Source organism: Streptomyces sp. NPDC051976 (genome assembly GCF_040680795.1).
Taxonomy (GTDB): Bacteria; Actinomycetota; Actinomycetes; order Streptomycetales; family Streptomycetaceae; genus Actinacidiphila.
In genome coordinates, this window is the sequence record NZ_JBFAXL010000006.1 from 1 (window position 1) to 23,974 (window position 23,974).

The window sequence follows — 23,974 nt, forward strand, 5'->3', positions numbered from 1 at the left end:
CGCGCCGTCATCGACAAGGCGCTGGAGTGCAAGCGGACCGGGCGCGAAGCCACCATCGTGTTCAACTACAGCGGCCACGGCCTGCTGGATGGTACTCGGGGCGGGTCAGTGCTGCAGGGTGAGGAGGCCCGGCCGCCAGGGCAGTTGGTCGTAGGGGCCGCCCGCGCTGGGCGACTTGCCCTGGTAGAGGAACTGCAGGTTGCAGGGGTCGATGGTCATGGTCTGGTCGGGGTTGCTGCGGACCAGGTCACCGTGGCTGATGTCGTTGGTCCAGGTGGCACCACTGTTGGCCTTGCCCGCGAAGGGGTTGCTCTCGCTGCCGGCCTGCGGGGTCCACCTACCGCTCAGGCTGGAGGCCGTGAACGAGCGGAAATAGCGGCCGTTCGCACCCATGGCCTCAACGATCATGAGGTACTGGTTCTGGCCCTGAACCTTGTAGACCTGCACGGCCTCGAACAGGTTGGCCTGCGAGTCGCTCATGACCGTCGTGTACGACGAGCCGAAGCTGCCGGGGAAGTTCCCGATCGGCATGCTCGCCCGATAGATGCTGCCGTTGTCACCGGCGAAGAACAGGTACATGTTCTGGCCGTCGCCGATCAGGGTCTGGTTGGGATTGATAGCGCTAACAGTTGGTGGTGACGACAGGGACACGAAAGCCGTCGTCGGGCAGGCGTCGGAGCCCAGTTGGCCACCCGAGCCAGGCACGGTGATGGCGAAAGCACACGGCCGAAACCCCCGCGGCGAGGGTGGGCAACGCCATCGGGATCACGGAAGTCGCAGCAGCGGACGACAGTGACTGCCTGTCAGATGGGCGCGAACCGCTACGGGGTGGGTGATCTGCGCAAAGGGCTGAGGCCGGTACCCGCGACTCCGTCGGAGAGGCGGCCTTCCCGCAATCGGCGCCCGATCCGGCAATCGGGCGACCACGGCGGGTCATTGACAACAAGGTAAGCAGACGAATCCGATGCGCGTCAACGACGCCCGCGTGGTCAGCCGCCGGGGCTCGCGTGCGGTGACTCACGCCGGAGCACCGTCGTCGAGACCGCCGCGCACGCGGCACGGATGCGCTGCGTGGAAGCGTCGGCGCTCTCGTAGGATGGGTTTCCGCTGGGACGGCGGACTCCACGCTCATGTGCTTCCCCACGCCCATGCCCCGATCCCTGACAAGCCGCCGCGAGGGCTCGTGGCGCACCTGCCACGGTGGCGCCGCACGCGAACGGCGTCCCTTCCGGCCGGAAGCCGCCTGACCGGTGAGGAGCGAGACGGTGGACACGAAGCAGCAGCCCGGAGCGGACGTGGTCGCCGCGGCCCGGGACGGCGATCCGCGTGCGGTGGAGACGCTCGTGGCCGGTTACCTGCCACTCGTGTACAGCATCGTCGGTCGGGCGCTCAACGGCCATGCGGACGTGGACGACGTGGTCCAGGAGACGATGCTGAAGATCGTCGGCGGTGTCGGCCAGGTGCGGGAGACCGCTCAGTTCAGGTCCTGGGCGGTGGCAGTCGCCATGAACCAGATACGGGAGCACCGGCGTTCGCGGACGGCGCGTTCCTGGGCGGACCCGCTGGTGGAGGGTTTCGACGCCGTCGACTCCGGGGCCGACTTCGTGGATCTCACGATCCTGCGGCTGAGCCTGTCCGGGCAGCGCCGCGAGGTTGTCGAGGCGACCCGCTGGCTGGACCGGGAGGACAGCGCGTTGCTGTCACTGTGGTGGCTGGAGACCGCCGGGCGGCTCACTCGCGCGGAGATCGCCGCCACGCTGCAGCTCTCCGGTCACCATGTCGCCGTCCGCGTCGATCGGCTCAAGGCGCGGCTGAACACCGGCCGCATGATCGTACGCGCGCTTGACGCGCGGCCCGTCTGCCCGGATCTCCGCCTGCTCACCACGTCGTGGGACGGGGGTCCCAGCGGCCTGTGGCGCAAGCGGCTCGGCCGCCACGTACGGGATTGCCAGGTGTGCTCCGCGCGGCAGAAAGGGCTGGTTCCGCTCGAGGGTCTGCTGGCGCCCCTCGCTCTCGTGCCACTGCCCGCCGCGCTGCTCGCTCTGCGGGGCTGGGCCGCCAAGCTCGGGACGGCGGCACAGACGGCGTCACCCGTCACCCCTGTCGTGACCGGCTCCAGCGGCACGGCGGCGTCCGCACCGGCGCTGTCCGGCGCGGCCACCGCCGGAGGAGCGACAGCCGGCAAGGCGGTGGCCCTGGTCTGCGCGGGCATCCTGGCCGTCGGCGGCGGTGCGGCGCTGACGCTCGTCGCGCCCTGGCACCACGGTTCGCCAGCCCCTCTCCGTGCGTCATCGGCGCCTCCTGCGGGTGTGCCGCCGACCGTGCCCTCGACCGTGTCCGCCGCACCGACAGCGACGCCGCGTCCGCGCGCCTCGCGTCTCCCACTGCCGCTCTCGGGCGTGTACGGCAGCGTCGTGGACAGCCCCGACGCCGCTCCGCCCGCCGGCCTGCGTCCCCGGGCACTCCCCCGACGCCCCGAGGGCACGCTTTCCCTGACCAGTGCCTTCCAGAAGCGCTCCGGGGCGGGCTACCAGATCGTGCACCGAGGCGACGCGGTCACCATCCGCGGCCGGGGGTACTTCGCCGTGCACTGGCAAGTGATGTTCGCCCAGCGCTCCGGCATGCTCACCATGCCTTCCTGGACCGGCCTGCGCGGAAGGCTCTTCCACGTCGCCTCCGGCGGAGGACACCGGATGGACGACCCGGACCCGGGCACCACCGGCACATGGATGGGCAACGCCACGGACGGGCGGATCGTCCTGCCCCCGGGCGCCCAGCAGATGTGGCAGCAGGAGTTCTACTACCTCGACGGCAGTGTCACCGTGCACCTCAACGAGACGGCGGCGGACTACAACCTGGACGTCTGGCCGTCCTCCTGGACCGCCGTCACAGCCGACGTCACCACCGCGCCCTCCCCCGGTTCGCCGGGCACGCAGCGCTTCGGGCTGGTCCGCGACAACGGCCTCGACACCGCTCCGGTCCCGCAGTACCTCACTCGCGGCGCACCCGCCGATCCGCTGTCCGTACCGCAGCGCTCAGAACTCCGCTGAGAACGCGGCCGGATTTCTGTGATTCCCCGGGCGGCCGACGCATCTCCACTGACGTCAGGACCGTATCCACGAGGAGTCAGTGAGTGAGCCACAACGACATCCGGCCCGCGATGAACCGGCGCACGGCGCTGAAGGCGGCCGCAGCCGCAGGAGTGACCGGGAGCGTCGGCCTCTGGGGGCTGCGCAGTGCCCTTCCCGCTTCCGCGTCTCCCGCGTTCGCGCATCCGGGAATGCTGCACACCCGGGCCGACCTGGACCGGATGGCCGCCAAGGTGGCCGCGGGCACCGGCCGTTGGGCCGCGGGCTACGCCAAGCTGGCCGCCAACCGCCACGCGCAGAGCACCTGGAAGGCCAACCCGCAGGCGGTCGTGTACCGCGGCGCGGGGTCGGAGAACTACCCCACCCAGTACCACGACATCCACGCCGCCTACCAGAACGCCCTGCGCTGGAGGATCACCGGCGAGACCGCCCACGCCGACGCGGCCCGCGACATCCTCAACGCCTGGTCGGCGAAGCTCACGAAGCTCGACGGCAGTGCCGACAGGTTCATCCTGGCCGGCATCCACGGCTACCAGTTCGCCAACGCGGCCGAACTGATGCGTGACTACCCCGGCTTCGACCTCGCCCGCTTCCAGCGGATGATGCTCCACGTCTTCTACCCGGTCAACGACTCGTTCCTGACGGACCACAACGGCGCGTACATCACCAATTACTGGGCCAGTTGGGACCTGCTCAGCGTGGCCTCCGTCCTGGCCATCGGCATCCTCTGCGACGACCGGGCCAAGGTCGACCAGGCTGTCACCTACTTCAGGAACGGGGCGGGCAACGGCTCCGTCCGGCACGCCATTCCGGTCATCCATCCCGGCGGACTCGGACAGGTCACCGAGGTGGGCCGCGACCAGGGCCACGCGCTGCTGAGCATCGGCCTGATGGCCACGATCTGCGAGATGGCCTGGAACCAGGGTGTCGACCTGTACGGCTACGACGACAACCGCTTCCTCAAGGGAGCGGAGTACGCGGCCAAATGGAACCTCGGGCAGAACGTGCCGTACACGCCCTACACCTGGCACAAGGGTGCGCCCTCCGTCTGGTCCGGGACGGACACCTTCACCGCGGCGTCCCCGGACAGCCGGGGCCAGATTCGCCCGATCTGGGAAGGCATCTACCACCACTACGTCAACCGGCGGGGCCTGACCGCGCCGTATGTGACCGCCATGGCCTCCAGGGTCCGTCCCGAGGGCGGCGGAGGCGACTACGGCCCCAACAGCGGCGGTTTCGACCACCTCGGGTTCGGCACCCTCGTCTTCACCAGGGAGCGGGCCGGCGGGCCCGCGGCCGCTCACCCCACTGCGGCGGCGAGCCCTTCGGACGTCCCGACCGCGCACAGGACCGGGACCACGGCAGGCGGTGCGGCGCCCCAGGGCGGCGGACGAGGGCTCGCGGCGACCGGAGCGGGGGGCCTGAGTGCCATCGCGGGCACCGGTGTCCTCGCGACCGCGGTCGGCTTCCTCGCCCTGCGCCGCCGGCGGCACCAAGCCTCCCGGTGAGACAGGCGGATGCCTCGCCGCCCCGCAAGGGCGGCGAGGCATGCCGATGTTCGGAGAGTGCCTGGTCAGCCGATGCCTTGCAGACGCCAGATCTGGTTCTTCTTGGTGCTGAGGGTGCCGGCCGGGTCGCAGGTCCACTGGTGGATCAAGGCGTGCGGTGCGGTGGAGACGCCGGTGACGTCGACGCACTTGCCGCTGTGGACGGCGACGAGCTGGTAGTCCTGGCTGTTGCCGAGAGCGGTGACCGGGTTGAGGGTGAACTGCTGGTTGGCGGCACCGTTGCAGGTGTACTGGATGACGGCGGCGCCGTCGACGGTGGAGGCGCCGGAGACGTCCAGGCACTTACCGCTGAGTTCGTTGACGACGGTGTACGCGTGGGCCCGGCCGGCGACCGGTTTGAGGTCGAGCATCTGCTGGTAGCCGCCCTCACAGGAGTACTGCTGGTACTGGGTGCCGTTGGCGGTGCTGAGGTTGGTGTCGTCCAGGCACTGGCCGCTGTTCTCGCTGACCGCGACGGTGGAGACCGTCGTGGTGGACGGCGGGAACAGGGTGACGGTGTAGCCGTCCTTGGCGTTGGTGTAGGGGACGGTCAGCGAGGCGGCGTTGGCGCTGACCGTCAGCGTGGTGTCGGAGATGGTGGTGGGTCCGGTGACGGCGGCGCCGTTGTTGTAGGGGATGCGCTGGACGACGGCGCGGACCTTGCCGTTCTCCACGACAGAAGTGGTGTTCAGGCCGGTGAGGTGGACGGTGACGTTGCCGGTGTTGCCGTTGCTGCCGATGAGGATCTTGGCGTTCCTGGCGGCGTTGTCCTTGGTGGACAGGCCGTCGTTGTTGCTGCCGGGGATGTAGTTGACGATGTTCCCGGTCTGCGAGCCGTAGTAGCGGTACATGAACCACTCGCCGAGCGGCAGGTACTGGCTGCCCGATTTGGTGAGCAGATTGGCCTCGTCGTCGTGCAGGTTGGTGCCCGATGCCCAGTTGCCGCGCAAGCCGTCGGCACCGGTGCGCTCCAGGCGGCCGATGAACCAGGCGCCGCCGCCCGGATTCTGCTGGGAGAGCGCGCCGTACTCGTTGATCTGGTAGGGCCGGGTGTTGGCCAGACCGGCGGCGGCGAGGGTGGAGTTGGCGCTCGCGACCCCGGTGACCGGGTCGGCGGGTTCGTCGTGCCAGCTGTAGATGTCGGGAGCGACGTTGTTGGCCTTGACGTAGTTCAGGTAGGTCGTCCACCAGCCGTTCGAGGAGAGGGGCTGGCCGGCAATGCTGGGACCGACGATCAACTGGCCGGGGAACGCCGCCCGGACGCGCGCGGAGAACCGCGACCACATCTGCAGATACTGGCTCTGGGACCGCCCCCAGAAGCCGCTGCCGTCGGGCTCGTTCCACAGATCCCATTCGACGGTCATGTTGTTGGCCTTGACGTCGCCGATGAGCTGGGTGACGAAGTTGTCGAACTGGGTCCAGTCGGCGTTGTCGCCGGGCCAGCCCTGACTGGTGGTGCCGTCGGCGCCCCACAGGTCGTGCGGCAGCAGGACGAAGGTGCCGCCGAGGGCCGCGGTGCGCTTGTACTGAGCCAAAGTGGCGTTCCACCGGGTCCGGTAGTCCGCGAGGCTCGTGGCGTAGCCACCGCTGTTGAGCTGCGCGCCGCCGGCACGCATGAAGTGCCACTTGATGTCCGTGAAGAAGTGGTCCTGCGGCAGCGAGCCGTCCGGTGTCATCCCGTAGATCATGCCCGAGGCGTGGTAGGTGGGGGCGCCTCCGGCGGTTGCGAAGTCCACCGTGACACTGGTGTCAGCGGCGTGCGCCGCGGTACCGGGCAGGGTGATGGTGCCGATCGAGGCACAGAGCACGGCGAGCGCCGTGGCTGTGCGGCGGCTGCGGCGTACTGCCGAGCCTGGTCTGCCGGTGCGCCCGGCCGGTGGGAGATTGCGCATCGAGGGCCTCCAAGGTTGGCGTACGGGCGCGATCGCCCAACGTGTCTCCCGGCCCCTGTTCTTGGGCACGCGGCGGCCTCTGCGGGCGCGGGACCAGGCGGGGGCGGCCGGGTGGAGAGGAGCAGGAGCCAGATAGTCGAATCGGTTCGACACAAGGAAGCTAGGAGGAAGCCCAGGCGGGTGTCAATGCTTCGCGCAGATCCATGCCCCCCGCAATTGTTAGCGCTAATATTCTGTCACCCGTCTGCCCCACCACGGGCAACACCGGCGTGCCTGTGCCCGGGCTCCGCGGAGCCCGGGCGGCACTGCCGGCGAATCAGCCCCAGCCGAGGCTGTAGCTGTTGCTGACGAAGTTCATCCCGCCGGAGGAGGAGGTGATCTCGTAACCGAACTGGACGCTGCCCAGGTTGACGTTGCCGAACCAGCCCTCGCTGTACTCCATCCACTTCAGCACGGCCAGGATGTCGACCGCGCCGGCGCTGGTGTTGCCGTTGCGGACCAGGGAGAAGACGGCGTTCGAGCCGTTGCTGCCCTTGTACGCGCTCCAGGTGTGTCCGCCGACCGAGACCGTGCCCTGGTAGCTGCCCAGCGGACCGACAGGGCCCGTCTTGTTCATCCAGAGCATGATCTCGTTGTGGTACCCGCTGTCCCAGATGTCGTACGCCGTCTCGTAGGCGCCGCCGCCAGGTACCGAGACGTTGAAGGAACTACTCACCCAGGACAGGGAGTTGACGGGAGTGCCGACCGTGCGGGCGACGTGCGGGTAGGACTTGATCCCACCGGTGTCGGGGTGGTTCGCCCAGACGCCCCAGTTGCCGTACGAGTTGGCCCAGATGGTCTGGGGGCCCGCGCCGCCGCCCCAGACGTCGTTGTTGAGTTCGTAGCCGCCGTTCGACCAGGTGCCGAACGCGTCGGTCGACGACCAGGTGGCGGCCTGCGCGGGCGCCACGGACATCACGAAGGCGACCGCGCCGGCCAGCAGCGGCGCCGGCCAGAGCTTCTTCAGTACTCGTGCCATGAGGGTTCTCCTCGCGTGGGGGGTTCTGTGGGAGCCTGGACCGTGGGGGTCCAGGGCTCCACGACCGCCACGGTAGGGGCGCCCGTCGCTCGGCAAGGTGGGTCGCGTTCACCCTCAACTGGTCCATTCTCACCTCGCCCGGTACGGCCTCGGATGCGCACGCCCCTCTCCCGCCGACGCCCTGACAACCCAATACATCCCATGTCAAGCCACACCAGCGTGACAACTCAGCCAGGATTACCGCAGGATTTCAGGAATCCTCGACCGCAACCCTAGACACAGGCCCCACGAGTGTTCCTTAATTCATCCAATGTCTTCGGCTGCAGCGGGCATGCACCGCACGTCTCCGGACACGGCCCGGGCCACCGGCCGAACCGCGCTGCCCCGAGCCCGAGGTGACCGGCCCAGGGCGCTCTTCTGCCGACCAACAGGAGGAACCACGTTGCCCGAATCCATCTCCCGCAGGTCGATCCTCGTCGGCATCGCGGCCACGACGGCGGCCGCCGCGGTGGGTTCCGTCGCTGTGGCGACGACCGCTCACGCCGCCACGACGCCCGCCCCTCTGCCGCTGCCGCTGCCGCCCCTGCGGATCCCGAAGACGGACATGGGCGTGGAACAGCAGCCTGACAACAAGGTCCAGTGGCTGCAGGACGCCAAGCTGGGCATGTTCATCCACTGGGGCGTCTACGCCGGCCCCGCCCAGGGCGAGTGGTACATGCACAGCGCCGCCGTCACGCCGAGCGACTACCGGAAGTACGTCACCGACGCCACCGGTCAGCAGTTCACCGCGGACGCCTACAACCCGGCGGCCTGGGCGCAGTTGGCGAAGGACTTCGGGGCGAAGTACACGACACTGACCACCCGTCACCACGACGGGTTCGCCCTGTGGCCGCTGAACCACCCCAACGCCTGGAGCTCCGGCCAGGCGCCGCTGAGCCGTGACTTCGTCAAGGACTACGTCGCCGCCGTGCGGGCGGCCGGGCTCAAGGTGGGCCTGTACTACTCGCCGATCGACTGGCGCTACCCCGGCTACTACGACGTGTACGGCACCAACTGCGCCCCCAACCCGTGGAACTACACGACCGATCCGGCCCACAAGGAGAACGCGCGGATCATGAAGACCGAGGTGTACGAGTCCGTCAAGGAGCTCGTCACCCAGTACGGCGTGATCGACGACCTGTGGTGGGACGGCGGCTGGGTCGCGGAGCAGGGCACCGACGCCGACGGCGCGTTCTTCTGGGAACCGGGCCAGTTCCGCGACCCCGCCAACCAGTGGCCGGTGGACGCCGCGTACGGCGAGACGGACGCCAGTGGCAAGCCGCTGGGACTGATGGGCATGGTCCGCAAGCACCAGCCCGACATCGTCGCCACCTCACGATCCGGCTGGAAGGGCGACTACGACAGCGACGAAGGCCCCTCGGTCCCGAGCGGGGCGATCCGCACCGGCAGGCTCGTCGAGAAGGTGTTCAGTGTCATCGGCACGTGGGGTTACTCCAACACCGCTGTCATGAGCTACGGCACGGCCATGAACATCCTGGTCAACTGCTGGGTGCGGAACATGACCGTGATGGTCAACGTCGGCCCGGACCGGCACGGCACCGTCTCCGACGCCCAGGCCGGCCTGCTCCGGCAGATCGGCGGCTTCATGACCGCCTGCGGCCAGTCCGTCTACGGCACCCGCGGCGGCCCGTGGAACCCGGTCGACGGCCAGTACGGGTACACGTACAAGGACAGCACCTTCTACGCCCACCTGCTGCCCGGCTACAGCGGCACCTCCTTCACCACCGAGCCGGTCGGCGACGCTCAGGTCACCCGCGTGTTCGACGTACGTTCAGGAAAGAACCTGCCGTACACCCTCGGCAGTGACGGCCGGGTCACCGTCACCGGCATCGACCGCACCACCCACCCCCAGGACAGCGTCGTCGGTGTCACGCTCGACCGGTCAGTACAGCCCGCTGACATCGCCGCGGGCAGGACGGCCACCGCCGACAGCGAGGAGACGTCCAAGGGCAACACCGCCGCGAAGGGCGTGGACGGGTCCACCGCCACCCGCTGGTGCGCGAACGACGGCAACACGGGCCACTGGCTCAAGGTCGACCTCGGCTCGACCCGCTCCCTGACCGGCACCCGCATCGCGTGGGAGCTGGACGCCGCCAACTACCGTTACAGGATCGAGGGTTCCACCGACGACACCACCTGGACCACGCTCGCCGACAGCACCGCCACGACCAGCACCAGCCAGGTGCAGGTGGCCGCGTTCCGGGCCCAGGCAAGGTACGTGCGCGTCACCGTCACCGGACTGCCTTCCGGAGTCTGGGCATCCATCCGCGGCCTGGAGGTCTACGACCGGCCCTTCGGCGCGGACGCGGGAAGCTACAAGCTGATCAACCGCAACAGCGGCAAGGCACTGGACGTCAGCGACTCCTCGGGCGCCGATGGCGCCGGCGTCATCCAGTGGCCGTGGAACGGCGGCACCAACCAGCAGTGGAAGCTGCTGCCCAACAGCGACGGCTCCTACCGGCTGGCCAACGGCCACAGCGGCAAGGTCCTGGAGAGCCCCGGGAGTTCCGCCCAGGGCGCCGCCCTGGACCAGTGGGGCGACAACGGCGGCGACAACCAGTGGTGGAAGCTCGTCCCGTCCAGTGCGAGCGGCTACTACCGGCTCGTCAACGTCCGCAACGGATGGTGCGCCGACGTCAGGGACGCCTCCTCCGCCGACGGCGCCGCCGTCATCCAGTGGCCCACCACCAGCGGCCCCAACCAGGACTGGCAACTCATCGCCCTGTGAACCGCCGCCCGGGGGCCACTCCCGGGCACCAGGCTCCGACTCCCGGCCCCATGAGAACGGATGTACATGCACACGACGAGGACGGCCGCCCGGCAGCAACGGCGCAGGCGCAGGATCGTTCGCCGATGGCTGCCGCTGGCGCTGGCCGTGACAGCCTGTGGCGCGTACCTGCTCGTCCCCGACCGGGACGCGGGCGCCGGGCACGTCACGGTCACCTCCGCCACCGACGGCCGAGCGACCGTCCTCGTCACCAAGACTCCTCCGGCTTCGTCGACGTCCCCGGCCGCGACACGGACGCCGCCCCCGGAGGGCCCTTCGTCCCCGTCAGCGGGGACGGCCACCGCATCACCCCGGCCGTCCGCCACGGGCGACCCCGGGGCACGGTCCGCCCGGGCGCCCCTGGCGGGGCGGATTCGGCCGCACGTCACCTACCCGGGGGTCGCCACCGCCTACGACGCCCGTGACGGCGACGGCGCATGCCTGTTCGGTCCGAGCCCCGACCTCATGATCGCGGCGATGAACACCACCGACTACGAGTCCTCCAAGGCGTGCGGTGCCTATGTGCTCGTCCACGCCGCCAACGGCGCATCCGTCACGGTCCGCATCACCAATGAGTGCCCGCGGCCCTGCGCACCGGGGCAACTCGACCTGAGCGGGCCCGCGTTCGCCAAGCTCGCCGACCCTTCGCTCGGCCGGATCCCGATCACGTGGCAGCTGCTGAGCCCGGCTGCCACCGGCACCGTGTCGATCCGGTACAAGACCGGATCCACCCGGTGGTGGTGCGGCATTCAGGTGCTCGGCCACCGGAACCCGGTGGCGCGGCTGGAGGTTCGCACCTCCGGCGGCTGGCGGACTCTGCCCCGTACCGCCTACAACTACTTCCTCTCCGCCGACGGCGCCGGATGCGGGGGCGCGATCAGGATGACCGACATCTACGGAGAGCGGTTGTCGGTCAGCGGGATCACGCTACGGCCGAACGTCGCGCAGCCGACCCGGGTGCAGTTCGCCGAGCACTGACTCAGAGCGGGAACCGGCCGGTTGCTCCCGCAGCGCCGCCGCGGCGGCCCGCTCGGCCACGACGCGCAGGGGCAGTCCCAGCCGGGCGGCGGCCGCGGCGACGTCGTCGTGTTCGGGCTTGGCCCGGTGGGGCCCGAACTTGACACGCACCGCGACACCGTCGACGTCCACGGTCCCGGTACGCCTCGGCAGGACGGTGCGGACGGCGTCATGGCGGCGTACCCCCAGCGACCCGGTCTCGGCGCACAGCAGGTCCAGGAGCTCTTCCGCCCGGCCGGGGGGTGTCAGGCAGTGCAGGACGTGTGCCGGGCGGCCCTTCTTCATCACCGCGGGGGTCACCCAGGCGTCCAGGGCGCCGATGTCCAGGGCGCGTTGCACCACGTGCGCGAGTGTCTCGCCTGTGACGTCGTCGAGGTTGGTCTCCAGGACGGTCACGGCTTCCCCTCCCCCGCGAGCAGGGACGGCCAGGGTCACGCCGCAGACGTTGGGCCGGTCGGTGAGGGTACGGGTGCCGGCGCCGTATCCGGTGCGTCCCAGCGTCACCGTGGGCAGCGGCTGGTAGCGGGCACCCGCGGCGGTCAGCAGCGCCGCCGCGGTGGGGGTGACCGTCTCGCCCGGCACGTCGGTGCCGGTAACGGCCGCGCCTTGGAGGAGTGCCGCAGTGGCCGGGGCGGGGACGGGGATGATGCCGTGTGCGGAACGGGTGTGGCCGGTACCCAGCGGCAGGGGGCCGCACACGACCTCGGTGACACCGAGCAGGTGCAACGCGGCCGCCACACCGACGAGGTCGACGATCGTGTCATGACCGCCGAGTTCGTGCAGGTGCACCTCGCGCGGGTCGACGCCGTGCAGCTTTCCCTCGACGGTGGAGATGGCGGTGAGTGCGGCGACCGCGAGAGCGGCGACGGGCTCGGGGCGGGCCCGGCCGGCCATCTCCAGCAGTTCGGCCGCCGCCCTTTCGGTGGCCGTGTCGCCGACCTCGACGTACAGCCGCGTCGCGGCCAGCCCATGGGTGGTGACCTGGTGTGCCGACAGCTCCCAGCCGGTCAGACCGGTGGACCGGATCGCGTCCCTGATCCCGTCGAGAGGCGCGCCGGCGTCGATGAGCGCGGCCAGCAGCATGTCGCCGGCGAGGCCGGTGAACGGGTTGATCCAGCAGATCATGAGCGGTTTCCTCCGCAGGCCCTGGCGATGCGGTGGGCGGCCATGGCGGCACCGAAACCGGAGTCGATGTTGACCACGGTGATGCCGGCGGCGCAGGAGGCGTGCATGGCCAGCAGGGCGGTGACCCCTTCGAGTGACGCGCCGTATCCGGTGGAGGTGGGCACGGCCACCACCGGGCAGGCGACCAGCCCGCCGACGACGCTGGCCAGGGCTCCTTCCATTCCCGCCACCACGATCACGGCGTCCTGTTCCCGCAGAAGGTCCCTGACCGCCAGGATCCGGTCCAGACCGGCGACGCCGACGTCGTGCACGGCGGTGGTGGCCAGCCCGACGCCGGTGGCGACCGCGCACGCCTCGGCCGCCACCGGCCGGTCGGAGGTCCCGGCGGCCACGACGGCGACGCCGAAGCTCGCCTGCGCGGCCGGGCGCCACGTCAGCAGCCGTGCCTCGCTGTCGTAGTGGCCACCGGGCACGTCACGGACGACCGCCTCGGCGAGGCCGGGATCCACGCGGGTGACCAGCACCGGCCCGGTGTTGTGGACCAGGAGCTGCTCGGCGATGGCGGTGATCTGCTCGCGGGTCTTGCCCGGGGCGTAGACCACTTCCGGTACGCCCTGCCGGGCCTCGCGGGCGATGTCGAGCCGCGCGAAACCGAGATCGAGTATGGCTGGGCTGTCCATCGGGAGCCTCTCTCCTGGTCAGGTGGCGGACCGCACGTACGGGATGGTCTGGGGTCCTTCGGGCAGGACGCACAGCCGGGCGTGCGGGCCGGCCGCGGCGAGGGCCCGGGCGACGGTGGAGGAGATGTCGGCGGTCTGTTCCAGATGGGCGGCGGCGAGTTCCTCGTCGCTGAGGTGGGAGGTGTGCATCACCACCCGGCATCCGCTCTGGATGCGGGCCTGGATCTGGACCTGCCACTGGTCGGGTACGGTCTCGGCCGCGGACCTGGCCGCTATGGCGCTGAGCAGGTGCTCCGGCGACGCCGCCGAGGACAGGACCTGCCGGTAGGAGCCGTGGTCGGGAAAGCCGTCGCGGCATTCGGCGGCGCACACGATCGTCCCGCCCGGCCGTGTCACCTGGTAGGCGGCGGACATGCCCTTCACGGACTGGTAGAGGTTCTGGTCCAGCGGGAAGCCGGAGTTCGTCGTGACGACCACGTCGAACGGCGCCGGTACCGGGCGCATGGCCAGCCGCCGGGCCGTCGCGGTGGCGGCCGCGTGCATGGGCAGCAGGTCTCCGCCGAAGGCGGCGACGATGTCCTTGTCCCGGTTGAGGACCACGTCGAGGGCGAAGGTCACTCCGGTCGCCTCCGCGATGGCGCGTACGTCGTCGTGGACCGGATTGCCCCGCGTGATGCCCCAGGTGGCCTGCGGACTGCCGATCCGGGCGGCGTCGTGCAGGACCAGTACGGTCTCCACCGCCGCCAGACCGGGAGCCACGAGCTTGGGGCCGCCGGAGAACCCCGCGAAGAAGTGCGGTTCGACGAACCCGGTGGTGATCCGCACATCCGCCTGCGCCCATTCCTGGTTCAGCCACACGGGCACCTTGTCGCCGAAGGTGCCCATCCAGGTCAGCTGCTGCCGGTCCCGCGCGTCGTGGTTGACCACACGGACGTGATCCACGATCTCGTCGCCGAGCATCTGCCGCAGTTCGCTCTCGCTGTTGCCACGGTGGGTGCCGGTGGCGACCAGGACGACGATGTCCTCCAGGCGTACGATCCCGTCGAGTTCGGCCAGAACGGCGGGGATCATGAGGCGCCTGGGCTGCGGGCGGGTGCCGTCGCACACGGAGATCGCCACGGTCTGCCCGGGGCGCACTCTGTCGCGCAGCGGCGGCCCGGCCACCGGCGAGCGCAGCGCGGCGGCCAGGACGGCGCCCTGGTCGGGTGCGGCCTGGTGCCGTACCGGTTCGACGACTGTCGTCACCGCCGGGTCGACGTCGATGTCCAGGCCGGCGTCACCGTAGGAGAGGCGCACTTTCACGGTCGTCGTCCTTCCAGTTGGTACGCGCGGGTGGCCGACCCGCCGAAGACGGCGTCCCGCTCGGCGCCGGACAGGCCCGCGGTCAACTCCCTGGCGGCGGTCCACACCCGGTCGTACGAGTCGGCCAGCAGGCACACCGGCCAGTCGGAGCCGAACATCACCCGCGACGCACCGAAGGCGTCGAGCACGACCTCCGCGTAGGGGCGCAGGCCGTCGACCGTCCAGGTCTGCGGATCGGCCTCGGTGACCAGCCCGGAGAGCTTGCAGAACACGTTGGGCTCAGCGGCGAGTTCGCCGAGCAGTGACGCCCACGCCAGCAGTGATCCGGACGCGATCGGCGGTTTGCCGGCGTGGTCGAGGACGAAGGTCAACTCGGGTACGGCCCGTACCGCCGCGATGGCCGCGGGCAGTTGGCGCGGGCGTACCAACAGGTCGTAGGTGAGGTGCTGGGAGGCGACGGTCCGCAGGCCGGCGATCACGTCCGTCCTGGTCAACCAGCCCGGGTCCGGCTCGCTCTGGACGAGGTGGCGGATCCCGGCCAGCAGATGTCCTCCACGGCCTTCGCGCAACCGCTGCAGGTCCTCGGCGAGACGCGGGGACGTCAGATCGGCCCAGCCCACGACCGCGGCGAGGAGGTCGCACGTGTCGCCCAGCGCCAGGAACTCCTCTGTCTCGGCGATGTCGGCCAGGACCTGCACCAGGACCGTCCGGCCGATCCCCGTGCCGGCCACCGCGCCGGCCAGGTCGGACACGGTGAAGTCCCGCCGGATCGGGGCCGTTTCCGGTCCCGCCAGCCAGGACTGCTCACGCCGGGACAGATCCCAGAGGTGGTGGTGTGCGTCGATCGCGGTCAGTGACATCGATGGGACCACTCCTCCTTGCCGGGGCGGCAACAGCGTAACAGGCCATCCCATGTCTCGACAGCGATGGCGACCTCACTGCGGATCGACTTCCCTGCAGCACGGGACCAACTGCGGTATCTAGCTGGGAATACGCGATGCATCCCGGCGCACCCTCTAGACACCCCTCATCCACCGCCGTATAAATCCATCCCATGTCCAGGTGTGGTGTTCCCGGCGTGGGCCTGCCACCGGTATCTGTGAGGAGCTCCTGATGAGCGAAGGACGCGCACGCCTGTGCGGTCGGCAGGCCCGAAGGGGCCTTTGCGCATGACCGAGCTGATCACCGCCGTGGAGACGGTCGACGTGCGTTTCCCCACCTCCGCCGACCTCGACGGCTCGGACGCGATGAATCCCGAGCCCGACTACTCGGGCGCCTACGTGACGATCCGCACCAACCGGGGGGCGGCGGGACACGGGCTGGCCTTCACCGTGGGGCGCGGAAACGACGTCCAGGTCGCCGCGGTGCACGCGTTGGCCGAACTGGTGGTCGGACAGCCGGTCGAGGAGATCCTGAGCGACCTCGGCGGCTTCTCCCGTCGACTGACCGGCGACAGCCAACTGCGCTGGCTCGGACCGGAGAAGGGCGTCATCCACATGGCCGCCGCCGCGATCGTCAACGCCATGTGGGACCTGTACGGCCGCAGGGAAGGCAAGCCCGTCTGGCGGCTGCTGTCGGAGATGACCCCGGAACAGCTCGTGGACCTGGTGGACTTCCGGTACCTGGAGGACGCCCTCACCCGGCAGGAGGCCCTGGACATCCTGCGCCGCTCCGAACCGGGGCGTGCGGAGCGCACCTCGCGGCTGCTGAGGGAGGGGTTTCCCGCCTACACCACCACCCCGGGCTGGCTGGGCTACTCCGACGAGAAGCTCGTGAGGCTGTCGAGGCAGGCCGTGGCCGACGGCTTCCCGCAGATCAAGCTCAAGGTCGGCGCCAGCATCGAGGACGACGTGCGCCGGATGCGCCTCGCGCGCGAGGCGGTCGGTCCCGACATCCGCATCGCCGTCGACGCCAACCAGGCGTGGGGTGTGCCTCAGGCGATCGCCTGGATGAAGCGGCTCGCGTCGTACGACCCGTACTGGATCGAGGAACCCACCTCGCCCGACGACATCCTCGGACACGCCTTGATCCGGGAGATGGTGGCACCGATCAAGGTGGCCACCGGCGAGCACACCCACAACCAGGTGATGTTCAAGCAGCTCCTGCAAGCCGGCTCGCTGGACATCCTCCAGATGGACGCCAGCCGCACCGCGGGGGTCACGGAGAACGTCGCGATCCTGCTGCTGGCCGCCAAGTTCGGCATACCGGTGTGCCCGCACGCCGGCGGACTCGGACTGTGCGAGATGGTCCAGCATCTGGCGATGTTCGACTACGTGGCGGTCGCCGGCACCCATGAGGACCGCGTCATCGAGTACGTCGACCACCTGCACGAGCATTTCACCGACCCGGTACGCCTCCGGGGAGGTCGCTATCTGGCACCGACGGCCGCGGGCCTGAGCGCCGAGCTCCGCCCGGAGTCCCTCGCCGCCCACACCTTCCCCACCGGCGCGGTATGGGACCGAAAGGTGCCGGCATGAGCGCGGGAGAACTGGAGGGCATGCGCGCCGTCGTCACCGGCGGCGCCTCCGGGATAGGTCTGGCCACCGCCTCCCTCCTGGCCTCCCGCGGCGCCGTGGTCGCCTGCCTCGACCTGGCCGCCGACACCGTGCCCAGTCCGTTGATCGGGGTGAGAGCCGACGTCGCCGAGACCGGGGTGGAGGCCGCGGTACGACAGGCCGCGGCGCGACTGGGCGGCATCGACGTCCTGGTGAACAACGCCGGCATCGGCGCGCAGGGCGGCATCGAGGACAACGACGACGACGAATGGCGCCGGGTCTTCGAGATCAACGTCTTCGGGATCGTGCGGGTGACGCGTGCCGCCCTTCCCTTCCTGCGCCTGTCCGGCAGCGCCTCCGTGGTGAACACCTGCTCCATCGCCGCGACCGCGGGTCTGCCCCAACGGGTGCTGTACTCCGCCACCAAGGGAGCGGTGCTGGCGCTGACCAGGGCCGCGGCGGCCGACCTGGTCGCGGAGGGAATCCGGGTCAACTGCGTCAACCCCGGCACCGTCGACACCCCGTGGATCGGCCGTCTCCTCGAACGGACCGCCGATCCCGAGGCGGAACGCGCCGCGCTGTCCGCCCGGCAGCCCACCGGCCGTCTCGTCCGTCCGGACGAGGTCGCCGCCGCCATCGCCTACCTGGCCGGTCCGCTCTCCGGCTCGACCACCGGAACCGCGCTCGAAGTCGACGGCGGCATGAGCGGGCTGCGCCTGCGTCCCCGCGCCTGACTCCCGTCCCACCCACCGCAACGCCCCCTGAAGGAGAAGAGCAATGAAGCTCGGACTCACCAGAGGCGCGGCCCTCGCCGCATCGCTGGCCGCCCTCGCCCTCCCCTCGCTGAGCGCCTGCCACAGCGGCTCGGCCTCCGCCTCCGGGGGATCCGGGGCGGTCGGCGTCGACTACCCCCGATCCGACACCGACTTCTGGAACTCGTACATCAAGTACACGCCGCAGTACGCCAAGCAGCTGGGGCTGGCGCTGAAGACGACCAACTCCCAGAACGACGTGGCAAAACTGACGTCCGACGTGCAGACGTTCATCAGTCAGGGCGTCAAGGGGGTGGCGATGGCCCCGCAGGACACCGCCGCCATCGCCCCGACACTCCAGCAGCTGGCCAACAAGAAGATCCCCGTGGTCACCGTCGACACACGCCCCGACACCGGCGACGTGTTCATGGTGGTCCGCGCCGACAACCGGGCGTACGGCGAGAAGGCCTGCCAGTTCCTCGGCGCCAAGCTCGGCGGCAAGGGCGAGGCGGTCATGCTGGAGGGCGACCTGGCCTCCATCAACGGCCGTGACCGTACCGAGGCGTTCAACTCCTGCATGAAGCAGAGCTTCCCCGGCATCAAGGTCTACGGGGAGGCCACCAACTGGGACGGGGCGACTGCGGCGCAGAAGCTCCAGACGGACCTGACGGCCCACCCGGGCATCAAGGGCGTCTACATGGAGTCCAGCTTCGCGCTGTCCGGCACGCTGCAGGTCCTCAAGCAGAAGGGGCTGCTGACCGCGCCGAACGATCCCCGGCATGTCTTCGTCGTCTCCAACGACGGCATCCCCGAAGAGCTCAAGGACATCGCCGCGGGCAAGATCGACGCCACCGTGTCCCAGCCGGCCGACCAGTACGCGAAGTACGCCCTCTACTACCTCAAGGCCGCCCTCGACGGGAAGACGTTCCAGCCCGGCCCCACCGACCACGACAGCGAGATCATCCAGGTCCGGCCCGGTGTCATGGAAGACCAGCTCTCGGCACCGCTCGTCACCGCCGACGGTGCGGCCTTCGGCCCGGTGACCAGCGTCAAGAGCACCGACGCCGCCCTGTGGGGAAACCACCTCACCTGACCGGGAAGGCAGCAGCAGTCATGGGTACGGCTCCGCCCGTCGCCGAGGCGTCGGGCATCGTCAAGCGATTCGATTCCACCGTGGCGCTCCACCACGCCGGGATCACCGTCCACCAGGGACAGACCCACGCGCTCGTCGGCCGCAACGGCGCCGGCAAGTCCACGCTGGTGTCCATCCTGACCGGTCTGCAGGCACCCGACGAGGGGACCGTCGCGTTCTCCGGCGTGCCCGCCCCGCGGCTGTCCCACCGCGACGCGTGGCGGCAGCGGGTGGCGTGCGTCTACCAGAAGTCGACCATCATCCCGGAACTCACCGTCGCGGAGAACCTGTTCCTGCACCGCCTCGACCGCACGTCCCTGGGACTCGTCAGATGGGGCGGCGTCCGGCGCAAGGCGCGTGAACTGCTGGAGAAGTGGTCGGTGGACGTCGACGTCCGCCGCCCGGCAGGTGAACTGAACGTCGAGCAGCGGCAGTTCCTGGAGATCGCCCGCGCACTGTCCTTCGGCGCGCGGTTCATCATCCTCGACGAGCCCACGGCGCAACTGGACGCCGCCGCCATCAACCGGCTGTTCACCCGCATCCGCGACCTCCAGCAGCAGGACGTGACCTTTCTGTTCATCAGTCACCACCTGCAAGAGGTCTACGACATCTGCGACACGGTGACGGTGTTCCGCGACGCACGCCACATCGTCACCGCGCCGGTGAACGAGCTGCCGCGCGCGGAGCTGGTGGCCGCCATGACCGGCGAGGCGGCCGCCGCCGGCCGTGCCGCCGTCCGCCCGGCTCCCCCCGGCGAGGCGCCCGATGTGCTGACCGTCAGCGGCCTGGGTCTGAACGGGTACTACCAGGACGTCACCTTCCGGATCAGGGCGGGCGAGATCGTCGGCCTCGCCGGGGCCGCCAGCAGCGGCCGCACCGAGGTGGCCGAGACCGCGGCGGGACTGCACCACGCCGACAGCGGCACGGTGGAGATCGCGGGCACCCGGCCGCGCCCGGGCAGCGTCCCGGCCGCCCTGGCGGCAGGCGTCGGATTCGTGCCGCAGGACCGCCACTACCAGGGGTACGTCGGCCAGATGTCCATCGCCGACAACAGCACCCTCACCATTCCGCGGCGGATCGGCACCCGTGGGTTCATCCGCACACGACGCAAGAACGACATCGCCAGATCCATGATCGACAACCTGGCCATCAAGACCCCGGGCCCCGAGCTGCCCGTCGCCGGTCTGTCGGGCGGCAACCAGCAGAAGGTCGTCATGGCCCGTGCCCTGGCCGGCAATCCCGAACTCCTGGTCCTCATCACGCCGACGGCCGGTGTCGACGTGCGGTCCAAGGAGTTCCTCCTGGGCAAGGCGGAGGAGACCTCCGCCACCGGCACCGCCGTCCTGCTGGCCTCCGACGAGCTCGACGACCTGCGCATCTGCGACCGCGTCCTGGTGATGGTCCAGGGCCGCGTCGTCGCCGAAATGCCCCGCGGATGGAACGACCACGAACTCGTGGCCGCCATGGAAGGAGTCGACCTCAATGCCTGAGACCGTGGCCATGGGAGAGGCGACCGATCCCACGCAGACCGCCGTGCCGGCGGTCGTGGCCGAGCGGCGCATCGCGTTCGCCCGTCTGCGCGATCTCGCCCTGATACCCGCGATCGTCGTGATCGCCGTCGTCGGGCAGATGGTCAACTCCGTCTTCCTGCAGACGGACAACCTCATCAACGTCCTCCAGACGATGTCGGAGATCGCCGTCCTGGTGCTGGCCGAGACCATGGTCCTCATCGTCAAGAAGATGGACCTGTCGCTGGAGTCGACGATGGGTCTCGCGCCGGGAGTGGCGGCGTGGCTGACCGTTCCCACCGGCACCGGCCACGGTCTGGGCCTGGTTCCGGGCGCATGGGCCGTGCCCCTCGCCCTCGCCGTCGGGCTGGCCGTCGGTGCCTTCAACGCCCTGTTCATCATCCGCTTCGGCCTCAACGGCTTCATCGTCACCCTCGGCATGCTGATCGTGCTGCGCGGCATCCTCACCGGCATCTCCGGCGGCCAGACCTTCTTCCAGCTGCCCGGCTCGATGCTCTACCTCGGCACCACCGAGTGGCTCGGGCTGCCCGCGTCGGTGTGGGTGTGCCTGATCCTCTTCGCCGTCGGCATCGTGGTCCTGGGCTTCACCAGCTTCGGCCGCTCCCTGTACGCCATCGGCGGGAACATCGACGCCGCGAGGGCCGCCGGAATCCGCACCGACCGGGTTCTGTGGATCGTGATGATCACCGCGGGCGGGCTGGCGGCGCTCAGCGGGGTGATGCTCTCCGGACGCCTGGCGTCGGTCGCCTCCGCCCAGGGCAACGGCTACATCTTCACCGTGTTCGCCGCCGCCGTCATCGGCGGCATCAGTCTCAACGGTGGCAAGGGCAGCGTGTTCGGGGCCTTCACCGGCATCCTGCTGCTCTACCTGATCCAGAACGTCCTCACCCTCGGCGGCGTACCCGCACAGTGGATCGGCGCCCTCAACGGCGGCATCATCCTGATCGCCCTCGCCCTGTCCCGCCTCACGGGAGGCAAGGCCCAGGAATAGCTCCGCCCTCTCGTAGGTCCCCCCACCCCTTCCATGGGAGAGCAGTCCAATGACGATCAGCAGGCGTGTCTTCCTGGCTTCGGCCACCGGTGTCGCGGCCGCGGCCACGGTGAATCTGGCGTTCGGGGCCGCGGCCGCCTCCGCGGCCCCCACCTCGTACACCCCGACGTGGGCCTCGGTGGACCAGCACCCGCCGGCCCCGGAGTGGTTCCAGGACGCGAAGTTCGGCATCTACTTCCACTGGGGCGTCTTCAGCGTTCCGGCGTACGACAGCGAGTGGTACCCGCGGAACATGTACATCGCCGGCAGCAACGCGAACAAGCACCACGTCGCGACCTACGGCGATCCCTCGGCATGGCCGTACAACAACTTCATCGACGGCGCCCGCGACAAGGCGGGCAACTTCGTGCAGTTCGCGCCGAAGCTGGTGTCCCAGGGCGGCAGCTTCGACCCCGACGCGTGGGCGCAGCTCTTCGTGGACGCGGGCGCGAAGTTCGCCGGTCCGGTGGCCGAGCACCACGACGGCTTCTCGATGTGGAACAGCTCCGTGAACGAGTGGAACTCCGCGCAGCGCGGCCCCCGCCTGAACCTCCTGCAGCTCTTCCGGGACGCCATCCGGGGCAAGAACCTCAAGCTGCTGGTGGCCATGCACCACGCGTACAACTACAACGGCTACTACGACCATGTGCCCGCGCAACCGACCGCCAGCCTGAAGAAGCTCTTCGGCCAGCTCGACACGGCCGCGGAGAACCAACTCTGGTACGACAAGCTCAAGGAGGTCGTGGACCTGGCCCAACCCGACATCCTGTGGGAGGACTTCGACCTGACCAAGGTCGACGAGACCCAGCGGCTGAACTTCCTGTCGTACTACTACAACCAGGCCGTCGGCTGGGGCAAGGAGGTCGTGGCCACGTACAAGGACGGCTACGACAACAAGGGCGAGGTCTTCGACTACGAGCGCGGCGGTCCGGCCGACATCACCACCCCGTACTGGCTGACCGACGACAGCATCAGCAGTTCGAGTTGGTGCTACACCCAGGGCATCGGCTACTACTCCACCACGCAGATGGTGCACGCGCTGATCGACCGGATCAGCAAGAACGGCAACATGCTGCTGAACATCGCTCCGATGGCCGACGGCACGATCCCGCAGGGCCAGCGCGATGTGCTGCTGGGAATCGGCGACCACCTCAAGCGCTTCGGGCAGTCCCTCTACGCCACCCGCGCCTGGAGCGTCTACGGCGAGGGCCCGACCAAGATGGGCGGCGGCTCGTTCACCACACCCGTCGCGGGTACGAACAAGGACTTCCGCTTCACCCGCGACAAGGCGGGCACCGTGCTGTACGCGACCGTTCTGGGCTGGCCCGGCAGCAGCACCACCCTCACCACTCTGGCGGGCGGGCGCATCGACCTCGGTTCGCTGACCTCGCTGCAACTGCTCGGCTCGAGCGCGGGCACCTACATCGATCTGCCCACCCCCACCCAGACCAGTGACGGGCTGCACGTGGCACTGCCGTCCTCCAGCGCGCCCTTCAGCGCACTGGCCTACGTACTGAAGTTCACCTTCTCCGGCCAGATCCCCCCGCTCGGCCCCGGCGGCAGCGGAGTCATCACCGCGTACAGCGACGTCTCCTACGCCGGCACCGCGGCCGGCTTGGTGCTGGGCGGCTACACCGCCGCCCAGTTGCAGTCCCTGGGTCTCGCGGCTCGTACGATCTCCTCGCTGCGGATACCCGCCGGCTACCAGGTGGTCGGCTACTCCGGCGACAACTTCTCCGGGACGGCCTGGACCTTCAGCGCGGACAACGCCGATCTGCGCACCACCGGCAACAACGACGCCATCACCTCACTGAAGGTGATCTTCAACCCGTCCACGTACTTCCGGGTCACCAACGTGACCGACGGCCTCGCCCTGGACAGCGGCGGCGGCGTCGCCAGCGGCAGCAACCTCAAGCAGTGGACCTGGAACGGGAGCACCAACCTGCAGTGGCAGGCGGTCGACCTCGGCAACGGCTACTACCGACTGGTCAACCGCACCAACGGCATGGTCGCCGACGGCTGGGGCTCCACCTCCAACGGAGCACCCGCCCAGCAGGCCCCGTGGAACGGCGGCAACAACCAGCAGTGGCAGATCACCGACCGCGGCAACGGCCAGTACTCCCTCGCCAACCGCACCACCGGACTGGTCCTGGACGGCGGCGGCCAGGTCGCCTCCGGCTCGGTCACCAAGCAGTGGACGTGGGACGGCAGCACCAATCTCCAGTGGACCTTCAGCGCGCAGTAGTAGACGCCGAGGGGGGCCGCGCCGCTGTGCGACGCGGCCCCTCGCGCTGTTCTCGGTTTCGGAGCGCCAGCCATGTGAACGTTGAGAGTTGTTCGGTCTCGATGGATTTCGTTGAGCAGTAGCTCGCGGAGTCTTGACAACCTCGCGTGGACACGCGGTACAACTACGGCACTGGGCGCGGGTGGAGAACAGGGAAGCGCGAGACCGGAGTCGCGTGAACCCTCGCAGTGGCACATTGCCGTTCGCCCGGCCCGGGGCGTACCCCCACATCACGCAACTCCCTTTGCACACACG

The 23,974-nt window shown here is 69.7% G+C and carries 16 protein-coding genes and 1 pseudogene; 10 read left to right on the plus strand and 7 right to left on the minus strand.

All coding sequences use genetic code 11. From position 1 onward, the window contains the following. Positions 1–105: 105 nt before the first annotated feature. Positions 106–609: pseudogene (locus tag AB0M29_RS08840) on the minus strand (non-reducing end alpha-L-arabinofuranosidase family hydrolase); the annotation flags it as partial. A 656-nt stretch (positions 610–1,265) separates the two neighbouring features. Here AB0M29_RS08840 and AB0M29_RS08845 point away from each other — a divergent pair. Both AB0M29_RS08845 and AB0M29_RS08850 read left to right on the plus strand, forming a co-directional pair. Then, the gene (locus tag AB0M29_RS08845; protein WP_365381050.1) at positions 1,266–3,050 is read left to right on the plus strand and encodes a sigma-70 family RNA polymerase sigma factor; all 1,785 of its coding nucleotides are present in this window, start codon (positions 1,266–1,268) and stop codon (positions 3,048–3,050) included. An 83-nt stretch (positions 3,051–3,133) separates the two neighbouring features. Further along, entirely contained in the window at positions 3,134–4,597 is a 1,464-nt protein-coding gene (locus AB0M29_RS08850; protein ID WP_365381053.1) for an alginate lyase family protein, read from the plus strand. 65 nt (positions 4,598–4,662) lie between these two features. Here AB0M29_RS08850 and AB0M29_RS08855 read toward each other — a convergent pair whose 3' ends face one another. Both AB0M29_RS08855 and AB0M29_RS08860 read right to left on the minus strand, forming a co-directional pair. After that, positions 4,663–6,528 carry an RICIN domain-containing protein gene (locus AB0M29_RS08855; protein WP_365381055.1) on the minus strand — a complete coding sequence of 622 codons (1,866 nt, stop codon included), beginning with the start codon at positions 6,526–6,528 and terminating at the stop codon, positions 4,663–4,665. 316 nt (positions 6,529–6,844) lie between these two features. Next, positions 6,845–7,546: a hypothetical protein gene (locus AB0M29_RS08860; protein ID WP_365381057.1), complete on the minus strand. Its 702-nt coding sequence runs from the start codon at positions 7,544–7,546 to the stop codon at positions 6,845–6,847. Positions 7,547–7,988: 442 nt separating this feature from the next. Between AB0M29_RS08860 and AB0M29_RS08865 the strand changes: the two genes are divergently transcribed. Further along, the gene (locus AB0M29_RS08865) at positions 7,989–10,334 is read left to right on the plus strand and encodes an alpha-L-fucosidase (RefSeq protein WP_365381060.1); all 2,346 of its coding nucleotides are present in this window, start codon (positions 7,989–7,991) and stop codon (positions 10,332–10,334) included. A 66-nt stretch (positions 10,335–10,400) separates the two neighbouring features. After that, positions 10,401–11,351: an expansin EXLX1 family cellulose-binding protein gene (locus tag AB0M29_RS08870; protein ID WP_365381063.1), complete on the plus strand. Its 951-nt coding sequence runs from the start codon at positions 10,401–10,403 to the stop codon at positions 11,349–11,351. Here AB0M29_RS08870 and larC read toward each other — a convergent pair. Genes larC through AB0M29_RS08890 form a run of 4 tightly spaced genes read right to left on the minus strand, consistent with a single transcriptional unit; the run spans position 11,301 to position 15,357 of the window. Beyond that, complete coding sequence (gene larC, locus AB0M29_RS08875) at positions 11,301–12,515, minus strand: nickel pincer cofactor biosynthesis protein LarC (RefSeq protein ID WP_365381065.1); 1,215 nt, start codon at positions 12,513–12,515, stop codon at positions 11,301–11,303. The genes AB0M29_RS08870 and larC overlap by 51 nt on opposite strands. Continuing rightward, positions 12,512–13,195: a nickel pincer cofactor biosynthesis protein LarB gene (larB, locus tag AB0M29_RS08880; protein WP_365381067.1), complete on the minus strand. Its 684-nt coding sequence runs from the start codon at positions 13,193–13,195 to the stop codon at positions 12,512–12,514. The genes larC and larB overlap by 4 nt, the downstream gene beginning before the upstream one ends. A gap of 18 nt (positions 13,196–13,213) precedes the next feature. Further along, entirely contained in the window at positions 13,214–14,497 is a 1,284-nt protein-coding gene (gene larA / locus AB0M29_RS08885; protein ID WP_365381069.1) for a nickel-dependent lactate racemase, read from the minus strand. Further along, complete coding sequence (locus AB0M29_RS08890; protein WP_365381072.1) at positions 14,494–15,357, minus strand: amidohydrolase family protein; 864 nt, start codon at positions 15,355–15,357, stop codon at positions 14,494–14,496. Before AB0M29_RS08890 ends, larA begins: the two co-directional genes overlap by 4 nt. A gap of 309 nt (positions 15,358–15,666) precedes the next feature. Between AB0M29_RS08890 and AB0M29_RS08895 the strand changes: the two genes are divergently transcribed. From AB0M29_RS08895 to AB0M29_RS08920, 6 genes are read left to right on the plus strand one after another with little or no spacing between them, the layout of a single operon-like run. Next, entirely contained in the window at positions 15,667–16,974 is a 1,308-nt protein-coding gene (locus tag AB0M29_RS08895) for an enolase C-terminal domain-like protein (protein ID WP_365381074.1), read from the plus strand. Continuing rightward, positions 16,971–17,726 carry an SDR family oxidoreductase gene (locus tag AB0M29_RS08900; RefSeq protein WP_365381077.1) on the plus strand — a complete coding sequence of 252 codons (756 nt, stop codon included), beginning with the start codon at positions 16,971–16,973 and terminating at the stop codon, positions 17,724–17,726. The genes AB0M29_RS08895 and AB0M29_RS08900 overlap by 4 nt, the downstream gene beginning before the upstream one ends. Before the next feature lie 43 nt (positions 17,727–17,769). Beyond that, on the plus strand, positions 17,770–18,837 hold the full coding sequence (locus AB0M29_RS08905; protein WP_365381080.1) for a sugar ABC transporter substrate-binding protein: 1,068 nt from the start codon (positions 17,770–17,772) through the stop codon (positions 18,835–18,837). Between the two features lie 20 nt (positions 18,838–18,857). Continuing rightward, positions 18,858–20,366 carry a sugar ABC transporter ATP-binding protein gene (locus AB0M29_RS08910; protein ID WP_365381083.1) on the plus strand — a complete coding sequence of 503 codons (1,509 nt, stop codon included), beginning with the start codon at positions 18,858–18,860 and terminating at the stop codon, positions 20,364–20,366. A 10-nt stretch (positions 20,367–20,376) separates the two neighbouring features. Beyond that, complete coding sequence (locus AB0M29_RS08915; protein ID WP_365381564.1) at positions 20,377–21,396, plus strand: ABC transporter permease; 1,020 nt, start codon at positions 20,377–20,379, stop codon at positions 21,394–21,396. A 49-nt stretch (positions 21,397–21,445) separates the two neighbouring features. Beyond that, positions 21,446–23,680 (plus strand): alpha-L-fucosidase, encoded by a 2,235-nt coding sequence (locus tag AB0M29_RS08920; RefSeq protein ID WP_365381086.1) that lies wholly within the window; start codon positions 21,446–21,448, stop codon positions 23,678–23,680. The last annotated feature ends 294 nt before the right edge of the window (positions 23,681–23,974 follow it).